Raw genomic sequence first — 13792 nt, 5'->3', positions numbered from 1 at the left:
GGCCCCGGCCCCGCCCCCGGCTTCGTCGAGGGTGACGGCGCCCCCTACGGACCGGGCCCCGGTCCCGGTCCCGCCGACGACGCCGGCGCACCGCACGAGCCCGGTCCCGGTCCCGGTTCCGGCCCCGTGCCCGGACGGGGGGACGCGGCGCGGCAGGCCGCCGAGCGGTTCAAGCCGGACCGCGGGACGGTGGTGCGCGTGCTCACCAGCAACGTCACGATCACCGCGGTGTGCCTGGCGGCCGTCGCGGCGTTCCTGGTGTTCGTCCCCATCGGCGGCGAGGACGACGCCGAGCCGCCGAAGATCGACGCCCAGGGGATGTCCGCCAACGAGATGCTGGAGATGCTGCGCGGCTCCGAGATGGACCCGATCGCGGCGGACGCGGTCGCGAGCGCCAAGAAGCGCGCCTACGAGAAGCAGCAGGCCGCGGCGAAGCAGGAGAAGGCGGAGAAGAACAGCGACGAGACCGCCAAGAGCAGCTTCGACAAGCCGGAGCCCGAGGCCGCGGTCGGTGGCGGCGGCGGTCCTCTCCCGGACGCGCCCGCAGGCGGCGGCAACACGTCCGTCTCGGAGAACAAGGCCATCGGCAAGCAGATGAACGCCGTCAAGGGCTGGAGCGGCTGCTGGTCCGCGCTGGAGAGCCTCTGGACCAAGGAGAGCGGCTGGAACGAGCGGGCCCAGAACCCGTCCAGCGGCGCCTACGGCATCCCCCAGTCGCTCCCCGGCACCAAGATGGCCAGCGCCGGATCGGACTGGCAGACCAACGCCCGCACCCAGATCGCGTGGGGCCTGAACTACATCGACGCCCGCTACGGCACCCCGTGCGAGGCGTGGGGCCACTCGCAGAGCGTCGGCTGGTACTGAGCCGCCGGCGCGGACGACGGGTGCGGGCGCCCGTGCCGCGGCGCGGCACGGGCGCCCGCCTGGCACCATGGGGGCATGCGGACGAGCAGGGCACGGCAGCCCGGTGAGGCGAACGGCGAGGCCGCGGGCGGCGGCCCCGGCCGGCAGTGGGCGCGCGCGGACGCGACCCGCCAGGCGCTGCTGATCGCCGCCCAGGAGGTCTTCGCCGACCGCGGGTACGGCGACGCGGGCATCGCCGAGATCGTCGAACGGTCCGGGATCAGCGTCGGCAGCCTGTACCACCACTACGGCGGCAAGGCCGGCCTCTACGTGGCGCTGTGGGAGGAGCTCACCGGGGAGCAGGAGCGGCGCGCGGCGCAGGCCGTGTCCGCCGCCCGCGAGGAGGGCCGGAGCGACCCGATCGAGCAGTTCATCGCCGGCGCCCGCGCCTACCTGCAGGTGTGCTGGGAGCGCCGCGAGGCGGCCCGGCTGTTCCTCGGCGGCGAGGGCCCGCCCGGCTCGTCGCTGATGCGCCGCAGCCGCACCCAGCGGTGGGTCGCGCGGAACACCAAGCTGCTGCGCGGGCGCGAGGACGCCGCCGCGACCGGCCGCGCCGGGGAGGTGCTCGGGCTCGTCCTCACCACGGTGATCGGCGAGGCCGGGCGGGAGATCGCCACGGCCGAGGGCGAGGCCGAGGCGGGCGAGATCCTCGAAGAGGTCTGCCGGATCCTCATCCGGCTCGCGCGCTGACACCCGGGGCGTCGGGGCGGGGTCGCGGGCCGGCACGGCGGGGGCCGCTCAGGGGCGCGGGCGGTTCGGGTCCGCGGGCAGCAGCGCGACGCGCACCCCGTGCTTGGACGGGCGGCCGCGGCCGTCGACGCGTCCGTACGTCCGGCCGTACACGCGGCCCGGCGGCGGGCCCGCGCGGCGCGCCAGCCGGATCCGCAGCAGCGCCAGCGTCACCGCCGAGCCGAGCGCGGCGAGCACGCCCGCCTGCAGCGCGCCGAGCGTCTCGGTGGTGGACGACCCGTCGGTCAGCGCCCGCAGGTTCGACATCGGCACGACCGCGTTCGACAGCGGGGCGACCCGCGGCGAACTGACCGGCGGCAGCGCGACCTCCGGCGCCCGGATGTCGCCGAGCAGGCCCGGCACCGAGGACGGCAGCCCCGTCGGCACGCCGGGGGGCGGCGACATCGGGGCGAGCGTCGAGGTCAGGTCGGCGAGGTCGGCGGGCACGGCGCCCGACGGCTCGGTGACGACGAGGACGAAGGACCGGGACGCGGCCTTCGCGCCGGGCGCGGAGACCGTCGCGGTCACCCGGACGGCGCGCGGGTCGGAACCGGCGGGGACGCCGATCGTCACCGTCGAGTTGCCGCCGCCCGCGCCGAGCGTCCCGATGGCGCGCTGCGCCGGGCGGACGGTCGCGCCGGGCGCGGACACCCGCAGCACGGCGCCCTTCGCGATGGCGCCGAACGACCAGTAGTGCGCCGTCACCTTGATCGAACCGCCCGGCCGCACGGTCGTCCCGGTCGCGGAGAGTTCGACGGCCAGCCGCTTCGGCCCGCTCGGCTCGCCCGGATCGGTGGGCGTGGGCGTCGGCGTGGGCGTGGGGGTTCCGGTCGGCGGCGGCGTCGTGTCCGTCGGCGTCGGGGTCGGCGTGCCGGTCGGCGGGTCGGTCGGGGTGGGCGTCGGGGTCGGTGTCGGAGTGGGCGTCGGCGTCGGCGTCGGAGTGGGGGTGGGAGTCGGTGTCGGGGTGGGGGCGGGCGTCTCCGGCGGCGTCGTCGTGTCGGTCGGGGTGGGCGGGGGCGTCGTCTCGGCCATCGCCGGGGCCGCCCCCGACACCGAGAGGACGGCCGCCGCGCCGACCCCCGCGAGCAGCACACCACCGGTCGAACGTGAACGCACCTGTCCGCCTCCCCCGCCTAGTGACGATCGGTACAATTGTCCGACTCGAATCCAAGCACGGGGTTAATGGACCGGACAAGAGCGGCGAACGCCCGGCTGCCGATTACTCGCTGCGGCGCGTGATTTCCGCTGACGCATTGTCAGGATGTGCGCATGAATGCGCTCGTCATTCCCCTTCCGGTCCGTCCGGTTCGGCGGGGCGGACGCGCCGGAACCGGCCACCCCGCCGGGGTTTCCGGCCGCGTCCCGGTCACCGGACGGACGGGCGGAGCCGCTCGATGCGGTCGAGCCGGCCCGCGAGGAGGTCGTCATGGGCGATCGCGAAATCGCCGTTCGGCATCGTGGAAGTGAAATGGGCTCCCATGACCGTTTCCGGCAGGAACGCACGCACCTTGTCGCGCAGCCCGCGCCCGTAGCGGACCGGCGCGCCCCAGCCGTCCGGGGCCTCGTCGGAGCCGAAGATCACCCAGTGGTCGGTGCCGACGGGCGCGTCCGGGTCGGGCGGGCCGCCGGTGTGGGCGTCCAGCGCCGGTGCGGCGAGGACGTCCGGGTCGAGCGGCTCGTACCAGACCAGCAGCGGCTTGGCGCGGCGCGCGTCGGCGTTGTCGAAGCAGCAGACCGCGATGGAGTGGAGCGGGTAGTGGTCGGCGTAGAACTCCATCAGGGCCGGGTCGAGGCGGGGCCGCCGGTGGTGCGGGACGCGGCCCAGCGCGGCCGGGATCAGCGTCGGGTCCGCGGCCAGCAGCACGGTGTAGACGTCGTGCTCGAACACCTGGACGGACTGGGGCTCGGCACTCATCCAGTCCATGGTGAAGGCGCCCTCGCTCCGCGACAGCGGGCGCACCGCGTCCACCATCGCCGCGAGGACGCGCCCGCCGCGCCGCCCCACCGGGACGAACTGCTCGGGCGCCATCGCGCGGGCCGGCAGGTGCAGGAGCATCGCGTTCGGGCCGTCCGCGAGGTTCAGCGCGGTGTTCTCGTAGCCGAGCACCTCGATCGCGCCGTGGCGCGGATGCCGGCGGCGACCGGCGTAGAGGGTCGTTCCGGAGAATTCGGCTTCCGCCATCGATACGCACATGTCCGGCGAACCTAGTCGAACCGCCCGGACATGGGGGCCGGACCGGCGGAAACGTCTGCATGTAGGGGGCGTTCGGGTCACATGGGACGCGCGGGACCGTTATCCTGACCTTCGGGTTACCGCTCCCTGACGGAAAGTCGAAGAGGTCCATGCCGACGTCAACCTGGTTCCGCCTGAACGTCGCCAAGCGCGCGCGCGTGCTCGAGGTGGCGATGAAGGAGTTCGGGGAGCACGGGTACTCGACCGGCAGCCTCAACACCATCGCACGCGAGGCCGGCATCGCCAAGGGCTCGCTGTTCCAGTACTTCAACGACAAGCTGGAGTTCTTCGCGTTCGTCTGCGACGAGGCGTCCCGGCGCATCCGCGAGGAGATGGAGCGCCGGATGGCGCGCATCGACTTCGACCAGCAGTTCGACGAGTGGCTCTTCGACGTCATGTGCGACTGGTCGGAGTACATGGAGACGCACCCGCTGGAGCGCGGCGTCACCGCGGCCACGATGTTCGAGCTCGACAACGCCGTCCGGTCGGTCGTCCGCGACACCGCCAACCAGCACTACCTGCAGGTCATCCACCCGACGCTGGAGCTCTGGCTGGAGCGGGGGGAGATCCGCGCGGACGCCGACCTCGAGGTCCTCGCCACCACGATCCTGGCACTGCTGCCGTTCCTCGCGCTGGCCCCCTACTACGACGGCCTGGACCCGATCCACGGCCTGCGCGGCCGGACCCCGGCCCAGCAGCGCCCGGTGATCCGGCAGCTCATCGCCGGGTACCGGCCGATGTTCGCGCCGGAGAAGTGACCGCGCCGGCGGGGGCCGGAGCGGCCCCCGCCGCCCCGGCCGCGGCGTCACGGGTGCAGGCTGTACTCCTCCAGCCTGGCCTTGCGGGCGCCCGCCCAGAACTCGAACGTGGCGCCCGGCCACAGCGTCCGGTTGACGCCCTGGGCGTCCAGGTACCAGCTCTGGCAGCCGCCCTCGCTCCACACGGACCGCCGCAGCCGCCGGTGCATCCGGTCGTTGAACCGGCGCGCCGCCTCCGGCCGCGGCTCGATGGCGTCCGCGCCGCTCTCCTGGACGAGCCGCAGGCAGCTCAGCACGTGCTGGATCTGCACCTCGATCATGAAGACGACCGAGTTGTGGCCGAGCCCGGTGTTCGGGCCGAGCAGCATGAAGAAGTTCGGCAGGCCCGGGACCGTCGTGCCGCGGTGCGCCTCGATGCCGTCCGCCCACAGCTCCTGGAGCTTGACGCCGCCGCGGCCGGTGACGCGCAGCTCGGCGAGCGCGTCGGTCACCTTGAAGCCGGTGCCGTAGATGATGCAGTCGACCTCGTACTCCCGGCCGTCCGCCGTGACGATCGAGTGCTCGCGCACCTCGGCGACGCCGGACGTCTCGACGTCCACGTTCGGCCTGCCGAGCGCCGGATAGTAGTCGTTGGACAGCAGGACGCGCTTGCAGCCGATCGTGTAGTCGGGCGTCACCTTCGCGCGCAGCTCGGGGTCGGGAATCTGCCGCCGCAGGTGGCGGCGGGCGAGCCACTCCATCGGGCCCGACAGCCGCGGGTCGATGGTGAAGCCCACGGCGCGCGCCTCGAGCGTCCAGTAGATCCCGTTCCGGAATCCGCGCGCCGCGCCCGGCACCTTCTCGAACGCCGCGCGGACGGGCGCCGGGAACTTCCGGTCGGGCTTCGGCTGGATCCACGGCGGCGTCCGCTGGAACAGCGCGAGATGCTCGACCTCCTTCGCGATCTGCGGGACGAACTGGATCGCGGACGCGCCCGTCCCGATGACGGCGACGCGCTTGCCGGCGAGGTCGTAGGAGTGGTCCCATTCGGCCGAGTGGAACGCGGTGCCCTGGAAGCGCTCGATGCCGGGAAGGTCCGGGTACGCCGGGATGTGCAGGGCGCCGACGCCGGACACGATGGCCTTCGGCGTCAGGACCGTCCCGCCGGCGAGCGTCACGTTCCAGCGCTTGGCCGCGTCGTCGTACTCCATGCTGTCGACGGCCGCGCCGAACCGGATGTGCTCGCGCACCCGGTGCTTGTCGGCCGTCCGCTCCATGTACGAGCGGATCTCCGGCTGCGGCGCGAACATCCGGGACCAGCCGGGGTTGAGGTCGAAGGAGAACGAGTACATGTGCGAGGGGACGTCGCAGGCGCACCCGGGGTAGGTGTTGTCGTGCCACGTCCCGCCGAGGGCCTCGCTCTTCTCCAGGATGACGAAGTCGTGGAATCCGGCCTTCTTGAGACCGATCGCCATGCCGAGCCCGGCGAAGCCGGAGCCGATGATGACGATGGCCGGTGCGCGCTCGCTCATAACCGTCCTCTCCCGTTACCTACTATCGGTAAGTTACCGGCAGTAGGTTACTGACGGTAGGTCCAACAGATAGGATTTCCCTGTGAATGCCGCCACACCGCACCGGCGCCGGATGTCCCGGGACGAGCGCCGGCGGCAGATGCTGGACGTCGCCGAGCAGGTGTTCGGCGAGCGCGGCTACCAGGCCACCTCGATGGACGAGATCGCCGACCGCTGCGGCGTCTCCAAGCCGATGCTGTACGAGCACTTCGGCTCCAAGGACGGCCTGCTGCTGGCCTGCATGAGCCGCTCCAAGACCGAGCTGTTCGAGGTCACGCAGAAGGCCATGGCGCAGGCGAGCGACCCCGCCGACATCCTGTGGCGCGGCATGGTCGCCTACTTCGGGTTCGTCGAGTCGCACAGCGCGTCCTTCGCGATGATCCTGCGCGAACCGTTCGGCCCGCCGGAGACCATGCGGGCGCTGGACGAGGCGCGCACGCAGCAGAGCACCCTCATCGCGGGCGTCCTCGCCACCTTCGCCCCGCACGCGCCCGCCGACGTCATCGACGCCTACACGCAGATCATCATGGGCGCGAGCGAGCGGCTCGCGCAGTGGCAGACCGGGCGGCCCGACGTGTCCGCCGAGGACGCCGCCCGGTACATGACCGACTTCTGCTGGAGCGGGCTCAGCCCGTACCTGGGCCGGGACGGCTGAGGGGCCCGGAACCGGAGCCGGAACCGGCCTCGGCGCGGGGCAGGGCCTCCAGGGCGGAGATCAGCAGGTCGAGGCCGAACTCGAAGTCGGCCTCCGGGTCGTGCCGGGAGAGTTCGGCCGCCAGCGCGATGACGTGCGGGAACTCGTCGGCGTCCAGCCTGGCGAAGTCGGCGGCCGGGCTCGTGTCCAGATGGTGCAGCCACTTGCCGAAGCCGATCTCGCGCAGCTGCGTGCCGAGCGCGTACGCCATCAGCGCCCGCGTGATCCGGACGGCCGTCACGCCGTCGAACCCGGCCGCGTCGGCCAGGGCGAGGGCGCGCTCGGCGGGGCGCAGCCCGACCATCGTGTCGAACTTGCGGGTCAGGACGACCGTCATGCAGCGCGGGTAGTCGTGCGCGACCGTCCGGAAGGCCCGCACCAGCGCGCGCGCACGTTCCTGCCAGGACGCGGACGGGTCGTCCTGCAACTCCATCCCGGACATCACGTGCCCGGCGACGCCCTCCAGCAGCGCGCCCTTGTTCGGGACGTGGTTGTAGAGCGACATCACGGCGACGTCGAGGTCCGCCGCGACGCGCCGCATCGACAGCGCGTCCGCGCCCTCCCGCTCGATGAGCCCGATCGCCGCGCGGACGATCCGTCCCCGGGTGAGGGGCGGTCGCCGCTCCGGGGGGCCGGGCTCCGGTGTGCCGGGCGTCACGTTCGCCGTCCATCCCTTCTGCATTGACAGCCCCGAGGGGCCGTGTCACGGTACGTACAGTGTACGTGAGACGTACACCGTACGTGAGCGTCCTCGAGGGGGAGCACGCATGTCGACCCATGATCTCTACACCGCACCCGTCGACACGTCCACCTGGAACGTCCCCATCGCCGGCAACGCCCGGTTCACGTGGGAGTACGACGACGGCCGCGACCGCCTCCTCGCCCTGTACCAGAAGGGCAAGGACAAGCAGTGGGACTCGGTCAAGCGCATCGACTGGGACCTGGAGGTCGACCCGCACGACGTCCTCGGCGTCCCGGACCAGTCCCTCGCCATCTACGGGACCAAGTACTGGGACAAGTTCTCGAAGAAGGACCTCGGCGAGCTTCGCAGGCACTCGGCGTCCTGGCAGTTCTCCCAGTTCGTCCACGGCGAGCAGGGCGCGATGGTCACCGCCGCGCGCATCGTCGAGTCCGTCCCGGACCTGGACGCCAAGTTCTACTCCGCCACCCAGACGATGGACGAGGCCCGGCACGTCGAGCTGTTCTCGAAGTTCCTCCAGGAGAAGATCGGCCTCGTCTACCCCATCAACACCAAGCTGCAGGACCTCCTCGACGAGACGCTCTCCGACTCCCGCTGGGACATGCCCTACCTCGGCATGCAGGTGCTCATCGAGGGCCTCGCGCTAGCCGCGTTCGGCGTCATGCGCGACGTCACCACCAAGCCGCTCCCCAAGCAGCTCCTCGCCTACGTCATGCAGGACGAGGCGCGGCACGTCGCGTTCGGACGGCTCGCCCTCCGCGACTACTACAAGCAGCTCTCCCCCGCCGAACTCCGCGAACGCGAGGACTTCGTCATCGAGGGCTGCCACCTGATGCGCGACCGCATCCGCGGCCGCGAGATCTGGGAGAACTTCGGCGTCCCGGCGGCGGAGGTCGACGCGATGGTGGACGCGTCCCCGTACATGCGGATGTTCCAGAGCCTGCTGTTCAGCCGGATCGTCCCGTGCGTCAAGGACATCGGGCTGTGGAGCGACCGCATCCGCGCGGCCTACGACGAGATGGGCGTCCTCGACATGTCCAAGGCCGACCTCGACGCCCTCATGAGCCAGGACGAGGAGATCGCCGAGCGGCTCGACGGCGAGCGGTTCGCCGCCGAGGAGGCCGACCGCAAGGCCGAGGTCGACGCGGTCATCGCGGAGGCGTCCTCCGGCTGAGTACCTTTAGACCTGCTCGTCGGGACGTCGATCACGGAGGTAGGCATGCCACTCGCGCACTTCGACGGCGCACTCGCCGTCGTCACCGGAGCCGGCGGCGGGCTCGGCCGGGCCGTCGCCCTCGCCCTCGCCGAGCAGGGCGCCTCGGTGCTCGCCGCCGACATCGACCTGCCCGCCGCCGAACGCACGGTGACGCTCGCCAAGACGCTCGGCCCCGGCGGCGCCGCCTACGAGGTGGACGTCGCCGACCGGGCCGCGATGGAGACGTTCGCCGCCGAGGTCCGGGAGGCGCACCGCGTCCCCGACATCGTTGTCAACAACGCGGGCATCGCCGTCTCCGGCTCCTTCATGGACACCGGCGTCGAGGACTGGGAGCGCATCCTCGGCGTCAACCTGTGGGGCGTCGTCCACGGGTCCCGCCTGTTCGGCAAGCAGATGGTCGACCGCGTCACCGCGCTGCCCAACAAGCCGGACAAGCCGAACTTCGGCGGCCACATCGTCAACATCGCGTCCGCGGCCGCGTTCACCCCCTCCCGCGCCCTGCCCGCGTACTGCACCACCAAGTCGGCGGTGCTCATGCTCAGCCAGAGCCTGCGCGCCGAACTCGCCGGCCACCGCATCGGCGTGTCCGCCGTCTGCCCCGGTTTCACCGACACCGGCATCGTGCGGAACGCCACCCTGGTCGGCGGCGACGCCGCCGGGCACGCCCGGCTGCGCGAGCGCGGCCAGAAAGCCCTGCGCATGCGGGGCTACCCGCCCGAGAAGGTCGCCGAGCGGGTCGTCGACGCGATCATCAAGAACCGCGCCGTCGTCCCGGTCAACGTCGAGGGCCACCTCCTGCACGCGCTCTCCCGGATCTCCCCGGGAGCCACCCGCCTCATCGCCCGCATCCCCGCGCCCCGGTAGGCGCGGCCGGACCGGACGTCCGTCCGTTCCGGCTCGCGCGCGCCCGGGGACGCGGGGCACCACGACTGCCTCACCCAGGTGAGAGGAGCCGAACGCATGCCCCCCGAGCTGCTCGTCCAGGACGACCGTCCGCACACCCGGACCGCGCGGATCCGCTGCCGCGACGGCGACCACACGCTGGAACTGACCGATCGCGAGGTCGTGGCCGAACGGCTGCTGCGGACGTCCCGCAAGCACTCGTTCGACCCCGACACCGACGTCGAATGGGACGCCCGCCAGGACCCCGACGCCTACTACATGCCACCGCGGCTCCTGTCGATCTACGAGACGCCGCTGTGGGACGTGCTGGGCCACCGGCAGCGCGTCGAGCTGTCGAAGCACGAGGTGTGCAGCATCGCCTCGTTCGGCATCTGGTCCGAGATGATGCTGATGCAGGCGCTCCTGATGCACGCGTACCGGAACCGGTACGACGGCGAGCACGTCGCGTACGCGCTCACGGAGATCGCCGACGAGTGCCGCCACTCGAAGATGTTCGGGCGCATGGTGCGGACGTGCGGGCTGCGCACGCACCGTCCCCGGCTCGTCGAGTACCAGGCGGCCAAGCTGCTCGGCGGCGTGTACGAGCCGCTGGGGATGTTCGCCGGGACGCTCGTGGTCGAGGAGTTCACCGACGCGTTCCAGCGGCTGACGTTCCCCGACGAGGACGTCCAGCCGATGGTCCGGCAGGTGACGCGGATCCACGTGATCGAGGAGGCCCGGCACATCAAGTACGCGCGGGAGGAGCTGAAGCGGCTCGTGGCCGAGGCGAACCCGGTGCGGCGCCGCGCGGTGGCGTACGGCCTGGCGCAGGTGATGCGGGTGATGACCGCGCAGGCGATCCACCCGTCCTGCTACACGGCCATCGGGCTGGACCCGAAGGTCGCGCGGCGGGCGGCGGCGGAGAGCCCGCACCGGCGGGCGACGCTGACGTGGGCGTTCCGCAGATGCACCGCGTTCTTCGACGAAGTCGGGCTCCTGGACGGCCGCGCGCGCGGCGTCTGGGAACGAGCGGGCCTGCTCGCGCCCGTGACGGGCGCCAAATGATCACCTGGCGAGGCTTACCCCCGAGGGGTGACCGGCTCCTCGTTCCCATCACCCTGTGCAACCATGAGGCGCCCTTCCGCTAGCCCCTGCCGCCGGCGTAGCCGTCGCCTCGGACGCTCAGGCGCCTTCGAAACGCGTCGGCGGTGAGCGGACGACACGTCTCGTAGGCGCGGGAGGAGCCGATCCGGCTCATGGCCGAGGCGCGTCCGGTGCGGCGCCGCGCGGCATGAGCGGTTGCGCTTGATCACGCCTTTTATCTTGACGTCGAGCATGACATTACCGAATGGCACTCTAATCGCGTGCAATGGCCCTGGGGTGGCGACGGAAAGGGCCGCGGAGTGCGATCCACTCCGCGGCCCGTCGACGCGTACATGCTGCCCGCCTGGATGTCACACCCAGGACACTCCGTCCGATGGCCCGGTCACGTCGTCGACCTCCTCCTCCCGAAGTGTCCGCAAGTGCACCGACCGCGATGACGGACTGGGGACCCGGTCGGCGCACTCCCTCCCCTTGACTTCACAACCTTAGAAGGTACTGACAGTAAATATGCCATGATCGGCCGATTCAGGTCAGAATTGCAGAGACGTGAGAACTTCTCGCGCCACGCCGGTCGCGGCGTCGAGGCATTCCCGCTCCCGCTCCGTCCCCTCGCCGGGTTCGCTGTAACTCACCGTGATCACGGCGTTCCGGGTCCGCACCGTCAGCTGCCCGACCACCGTCGGCTGCCCCTCGTCGCGCTTGAACCACCGGTACGCCTCGTCCCCGATCCCCGGCTGCCGCTCCAGCGTGAACGTCCGGACGACCGGCGCGTCGTGGGCCTGCCGCCACCCCGCGTCGAAGTACCGCCGCGCGTCCTCCACCGGCGTGTCCGTGTTGGCGGGCGCGTACAGGTGCGCCTGCACCAGCAGCGAGCGGGGCTCCCCGCCGGTCGACTCGTAGGTGCACGTCGTCAGCGTGGAGTTCGCGCTGTCCCGCTGCCGCGCGTCCGGGATCAGCCGCCGGACGGTCCCGTCCGTCACCGTCCCGCACGGCTCGGGCAGCGCCGCGATCGGCGCGCCGCCCGCCGGGGACGGCGCGGACCGGGACGGCGCGGCCCCGGACCCCGGCGCGGTCGGCGCGCTCGTCCGCGGCGCGGCCGCGTCCGGCTCGCCCCCCGACCGCAGCGCCAGCACCGCGCCGCCGGCGACGCCGCCGGCCACCACCACGGCGGCCAGCAGCACGAGAAGCCTGGGCCGGCGGGCCTGCGAGGGCGGGTCCGGAGCCGAGTACACGCGCTCGAACGGCTCGGGCGGCCGCGGAAGGCCCGCGCCCTCCCGGTTCGCCGCGTCCGCGCCCGTGCCCGATCGCCCCACGCTCGTCAACGTAGTCAGGCACGCCCGCCCTGACCAGGTCCCCCGGGTGATCCGTTTGTCAGACCGGTCGGTCACCATGGACGGCATGCGGATCATCGAGGTCGCGCGCACGTCGGCGGTGGTCGCCGAGACGTCCGGCCGCAAGGCCAAGGTGGCGGCGCTGGCCGCGTGCCTCGGCGAGGCCGGGCCCGCCGAGGCACCGATCGTCGTGGCCTACCTGTCGGGCGAGCTGCCGCAGCGGCAGATCGGCGTGGGGTACGCGGCACTGCGCGACGTCCCGCCGCCCGCGGACGTCCCGGCGCTGACCGTCGCCGAGGTCGACGCGGCCTTCACCGGGATCGGCGCCGTGTCCGGGAAGGGGTCGGTCGCCCGCCGCCGGGAGCTGGTCGCCGGGCTGCTCGCCCGCGCGACCCGCCCCGAGCAGGACTTCCTCGTCCGGCTCCTCGCCGGCGAACTGCGGCAGGGCGCCCTGGACGGCCTGATGGTCGAGGCGATCGCGTCCGCCGCGGGCGTCCCGGCGGCGGACGTCCGGCGGGCGTTCATGCTGCGCGGCTCGCTCGGCCCCGTCGCGACCGCCGCGCTCGCCGACGGCCCGGCGGGCCTGCGGGCGTTCACCCTCGAGATCGGGCGCCCGGTGAAGCCGATGCTGGCCGCGTCGGCGGCGTCCCTCGACGAGGCGTTCGGCAAGCTCGCCGGGGAGGCCGCGGTGGAGTGGAAGCTCGACGGCGTCCGCGCGCAGGTCCACGTGTCGGACGGCGGCGTCCGCGTCTTCACCCGCACCCTCGACGAGATCACCGAGCGGCTGCCGGAGGTCGTCGCGGCCGTCCGCGAACTGCCCGTCCGCGACGCGGTACTGGACGGCGAACTGATCGCGCTCCGGCCCGACGGGCGCCCCCACCCGTTCCAGGTGACCGGCGCCCGCACGGCCACCCGCACCGCGAAGGACACCGGGACCGTCCCGCTCACCCTGTACCTGTTCGACGTCCTGCACTTGGACGGCGCCGACCTCCTCGACGCGCCCGGCGCGGACCGCAACGCCGCACTCGCCCGGATCGTCCCCGAACAGCTGCGGATGCCGCGGCTCGTCACCGGCGACCCGGCGGCCGCGAGGGAGATGTTCGACGAGGCGGTTGCGCGCGGTCACGAGGGCGTCGTCGTCAAGTCCCTCGACACCCCGTACACGGCGGGCCGCCGCGGCGCCGGCTGGATCAAGGTCAAGCCCCGGCACACCCTCGACCTCGTCGTCCTCGCGGTCGAGTGGGGGCACGGGCGCCGCAGCGGGCTGCTGTCGAACCTGCACCTCGGTGCCCGCGACCCCGAGTCCGGCGGGTTCGTCATGCTCGGCAAGACCTTCAAGGGCCTCACCGACGAGCTCCTGGCCTGGCAGACCCGCAGGCTGCGCGAACTCGCCGTGCGGGAGGACGACTGGACGGTGCACGTCCGTCCCGAACTCGTCGTCGAGATCGCCTTCGACGGCGTCCAGCGCAGCACCCGCTACCCCGGCGGCATCGCGCTGCGCTTCGCCCGCGTCCTGCGCTACCGCCCCGACAAGTCCGCCACCGAGGCCGACACCATCGACACCGTCCGCGCCGTGGCCCCCCTAATGGACTGACCATCCGCCCCGAGCGCCGCCCCGCCCCCACCCCAGGCAGCGCACAGGCGGCCCGGACCGGCAGGCCGCACCGCCCGGCCGTCCCCAGCCCGGCAGGA

General features: G+C 72.7%; 13 protein-coding genes. 8 read left to right on the top strand and 5 right to left on the bottom strand.

Annotation, left to right across the window (positions count from 1 at the left end; genetic code table 11):
- Window positions 1-219: 219 nt before the first annotated feature.
- The gene (locus F7P10_RS43510; RefSeq protein ID WP_218040732.1) at window positions 220-864 is read left to right on the top strand and encodes a lytic transglycosylase domain-containing protein; all 645 of its coding nucleotides are present in this window, start codon (window positions 220-222) and stop codon (window positions 862-864) included.
- A gap of 75 nt (window positions 865-939) precedes the next feature.
- The gene (locus tag F7P10_RS27770; protein ID WP_151013645.1) at window positions 940-1593 is read left to right on the top strand and encodes a TetR/AcrR family transcriptional regulator; all 654 of its coding nucleotides are present in this window, start codon (window positions 940-942) and stop codon (window positions 1591-1593) included.
- Window positions 1594-1641: 48 nt separating this feature from the next.
- On the opposite strand, the gene F7P10_RS43505 is transcribed toward F7P10_RS27770, so the two are convergent.
- Both F7P10_RS43505 and F7P10_RS27760 read right to left on the bottom strand, forming a co-directional pair.
- The gene (locus F7P10_RS43505; RefSeq protein ID WP_218040158.1) at window positions 1642-2748 is read right to left on the bottom strand and encodes a hypothetical protein; all 1107 of its coding nucleotides are present in this window, start codon (window positions 2746-2748) and stop codon (window positions 1642-1644) included.
- A gap of 250 nt (window positions 2749-2998) precedes the next feature.
- Window positions 2999-3814, bottom strand: a complete 816-nt coding sequence (locus F7P10_RS27760; RefSeq protein WP_254716056.1) for a hypothetical protein — start codon at window positions 3812-3814, stop codon at window positions 2999-3001.
- Window positions 3815-3975: 161 nt separating this feature from the next.
- Here F7P10_RS27760 and F7P10_RS27755 point away from each other — a divergent pair, with 161 nt between their 5' ends.
- Window positions 3976-4623, top strand: a complete 648-nt coding sequence (locus F7P10_RS27755) for a TetR/AcrR family transcriptional regulator (protein ID WP_151013642.1) — start codon at window positions 3976-3978, stop codon at window positions 4621-4623.
- Window positions 4624-4670: 47 nt separating this feature from the next.
- Here the strand turns inward: F7P10_RS27755 and F7P10_RS27750 are convergent, their stop codons facing one another.
- Window positions 4671-6134 (bottom strand): NAD(P)/FAD-dependent oxidoreductase, encoded by a 1464-nt coding sequence (locus F7P10_RS27750; protein WP_151013640.1) that lies wholly within the window; start codon window positions 6132-6134, stop codon window positions 4671-4673.
- An 82-nt stretch (window positions 6135-6216) separates the two neighbouring features.
- On the opposite strand from F7P10_RS27750, the gene F7P10_RS27745 reads away from it, so the two are divergent.
- Window positions 6217-6828, top strand: a complete 612-nt coding sequence (locus tag F7P10_RS27745; protein ID WP_254716055.1) for a TetR/AcrR family transcriptional regulator — start codon at window positions 6217-6219, stop codon at window positions 6826-6828.
- Here the strand turns inward: F7P10_RS27745 and F7P10_RS27740 are convergent.
- Entirely contained in the window at window positions 6800-7549 is a 750-nt protein-coding gene (locus F7P10_RS27740; protein ID WP_151013638.1) for a TetR/AcrR family transcriptional regulator, read from the bottom strand. The genes F7P10_RS27745 and F7P10_RS27740 overlap by 29 nt on opposite strands.
- 85 nt (window positions 7550-7634) lie before the next feature.
- On the opposite strand from F7P10_RS27740, the gene F7P10_RS27735 reads away from it, so the two are divergent.
- The 3 genes from F7P10_RS27735 (at window position 7635) to F7P10_RS27725 (ending at window position 10730) form a co-directional block, all read left to right on the top strand.
- Window positions 7635-8741 carry a ferritin-like domain-containing protein gene (locus F7P10_RS27735; protein ID WP_151013636.1) on the top strand — a complete coding sequence of 369 codons (1107 nt, stop codon included), beginning with the start codon at window positions 7635-7637 and terminating at the stop codon, window positions 8739-8741.
- 45 nt (window positions 8742-8786) lie between these two features.
- Window positions 8787-9647 carry an SDR family NAD(P)-dependent oxidoreductase gene (locus F7P10_RS27730; protein ID WP_151013634.1) on the top strand — a complete coding sequence of 287 codons (861 nt, stop codon included), beginning with the start codon at window positions 8787-8789 and terminating at the stop codon, window positions 9645-9647.
- A gap of 96 nt (window positions 9648-9743) precedes the next feature.
- Window positions 9744-10730 carry a diiron oxygenase gene (locus tag F7P10_RS27725; RefSeq protein WP_151013633.1) on the top strand — a complete coding sequence of 329 codons (987 nt, stop codon included), beginning with the start codon at window positions 9744-9746 and terminating at the stop codon, window positions 10728-10730.
- A gap of 569 nt (window positions 10731-11299) precedes the next feature.
- Here F7P10_RS27725 and F7P10_RS27720 read toward each other — a convergent pair.
- Window positions 11300-12082, bottom strand: coding sequence for a hypothetical protein (locus tag F7P10_RS27720; protein ID WP_151013631.1), 783 nt, complete (start codon window positions 12080-12082; stop codon window positions 11300-11302).
- Between the two features lie 46 nt (window positions 12083-12128).
- Between F7P10_RS27720 and F7P10_RS27715 the strand changes: the two genes are divergently transcribed.
- A complete protein-coding gene (locus F7P10_RS27715; protein ID WP_254716054.1) occupies window positions 12129-13694 on the top strand; it encodes an ATP-dependent DNA ligase in 1566 nt (521 codons plus the stop codon).
- Window positions 13695-13792 lie beyond the last annotated feature (98 nt).

It is taken from the genome of Actinomadura sp. WMMB 499 (assembly GCF_008824145.1).
Lineage (GTDB): Bacteria > Actinomycetota > Actinomycetes > Streptosporangiales > Streptosporangiaceae > Spirillospora.
Note: the sequence above shows the minus strand (reverse complement) of the source record. Positions and strands in the feature narration are given on the sequence as shown.

Excerpts from the sequence above, each read along its gene's own strand:
- F7P10_RS27770 (WP_151013645.1), top strand. The coding sequence starts at position 940 with ATGCGGACGAGCAGGGCACGGCAGCCCGGTGAGGCGAACGGCGAGGCC.
- F7P10_RS27735 (WP_151013636.1), top strand. The coding sequence starts at position 7,635 with ATGTCGACCCATGATCTCTACACCGCACCCGTCGACACGTCCACCTGG.
- F7P10_RS27725 (WP_151013633.1), top strand. The coding sequence starts at position 9,744 with ATGCCCCCCGAGCTGCTCGTCCAGGACGACCGTCCGCACACCCGGACC.
- F7P10_RS27740 (WP_151013638.1), bottom strand. The coding sequence starts at position 7,549 with ATGCAGAAGGGATGGACGGCGAACGTGACGCCCGGCACACCGGAGCCC.
- F7P10_RS27730 (WP_151013634.1), top strand. The coding sequence starts at position 8,787 with ATGCCACTCGCGCACTTCGACGGCGCACTCGCCGTCGTCACCGGAGCC.
- F7P10_RS27760 (WP_254716056.1), bottom strand. The coding sequence starts at position 3,814 with ATGGCGGAAGCCGAATTCTCCGGAACGACCCTCTACGCCGGTCGCCGC.
- F7P10_RS27755 (WP_151013642.1), top strand. The coding sequence starts at position 3,976 with ATGCCGACGTCAACCTGGTTCCGCCTGAACGTCGCCAAGCGCGCGCGC.
- F7P10_RS27750 (WP_151013640.1), bottom strand. The coding sequence starts at position 6,134 with ATGAGCGAGCGCGCACCGGCCATCGTCATCATCGGCTCCGGCTTCGCC.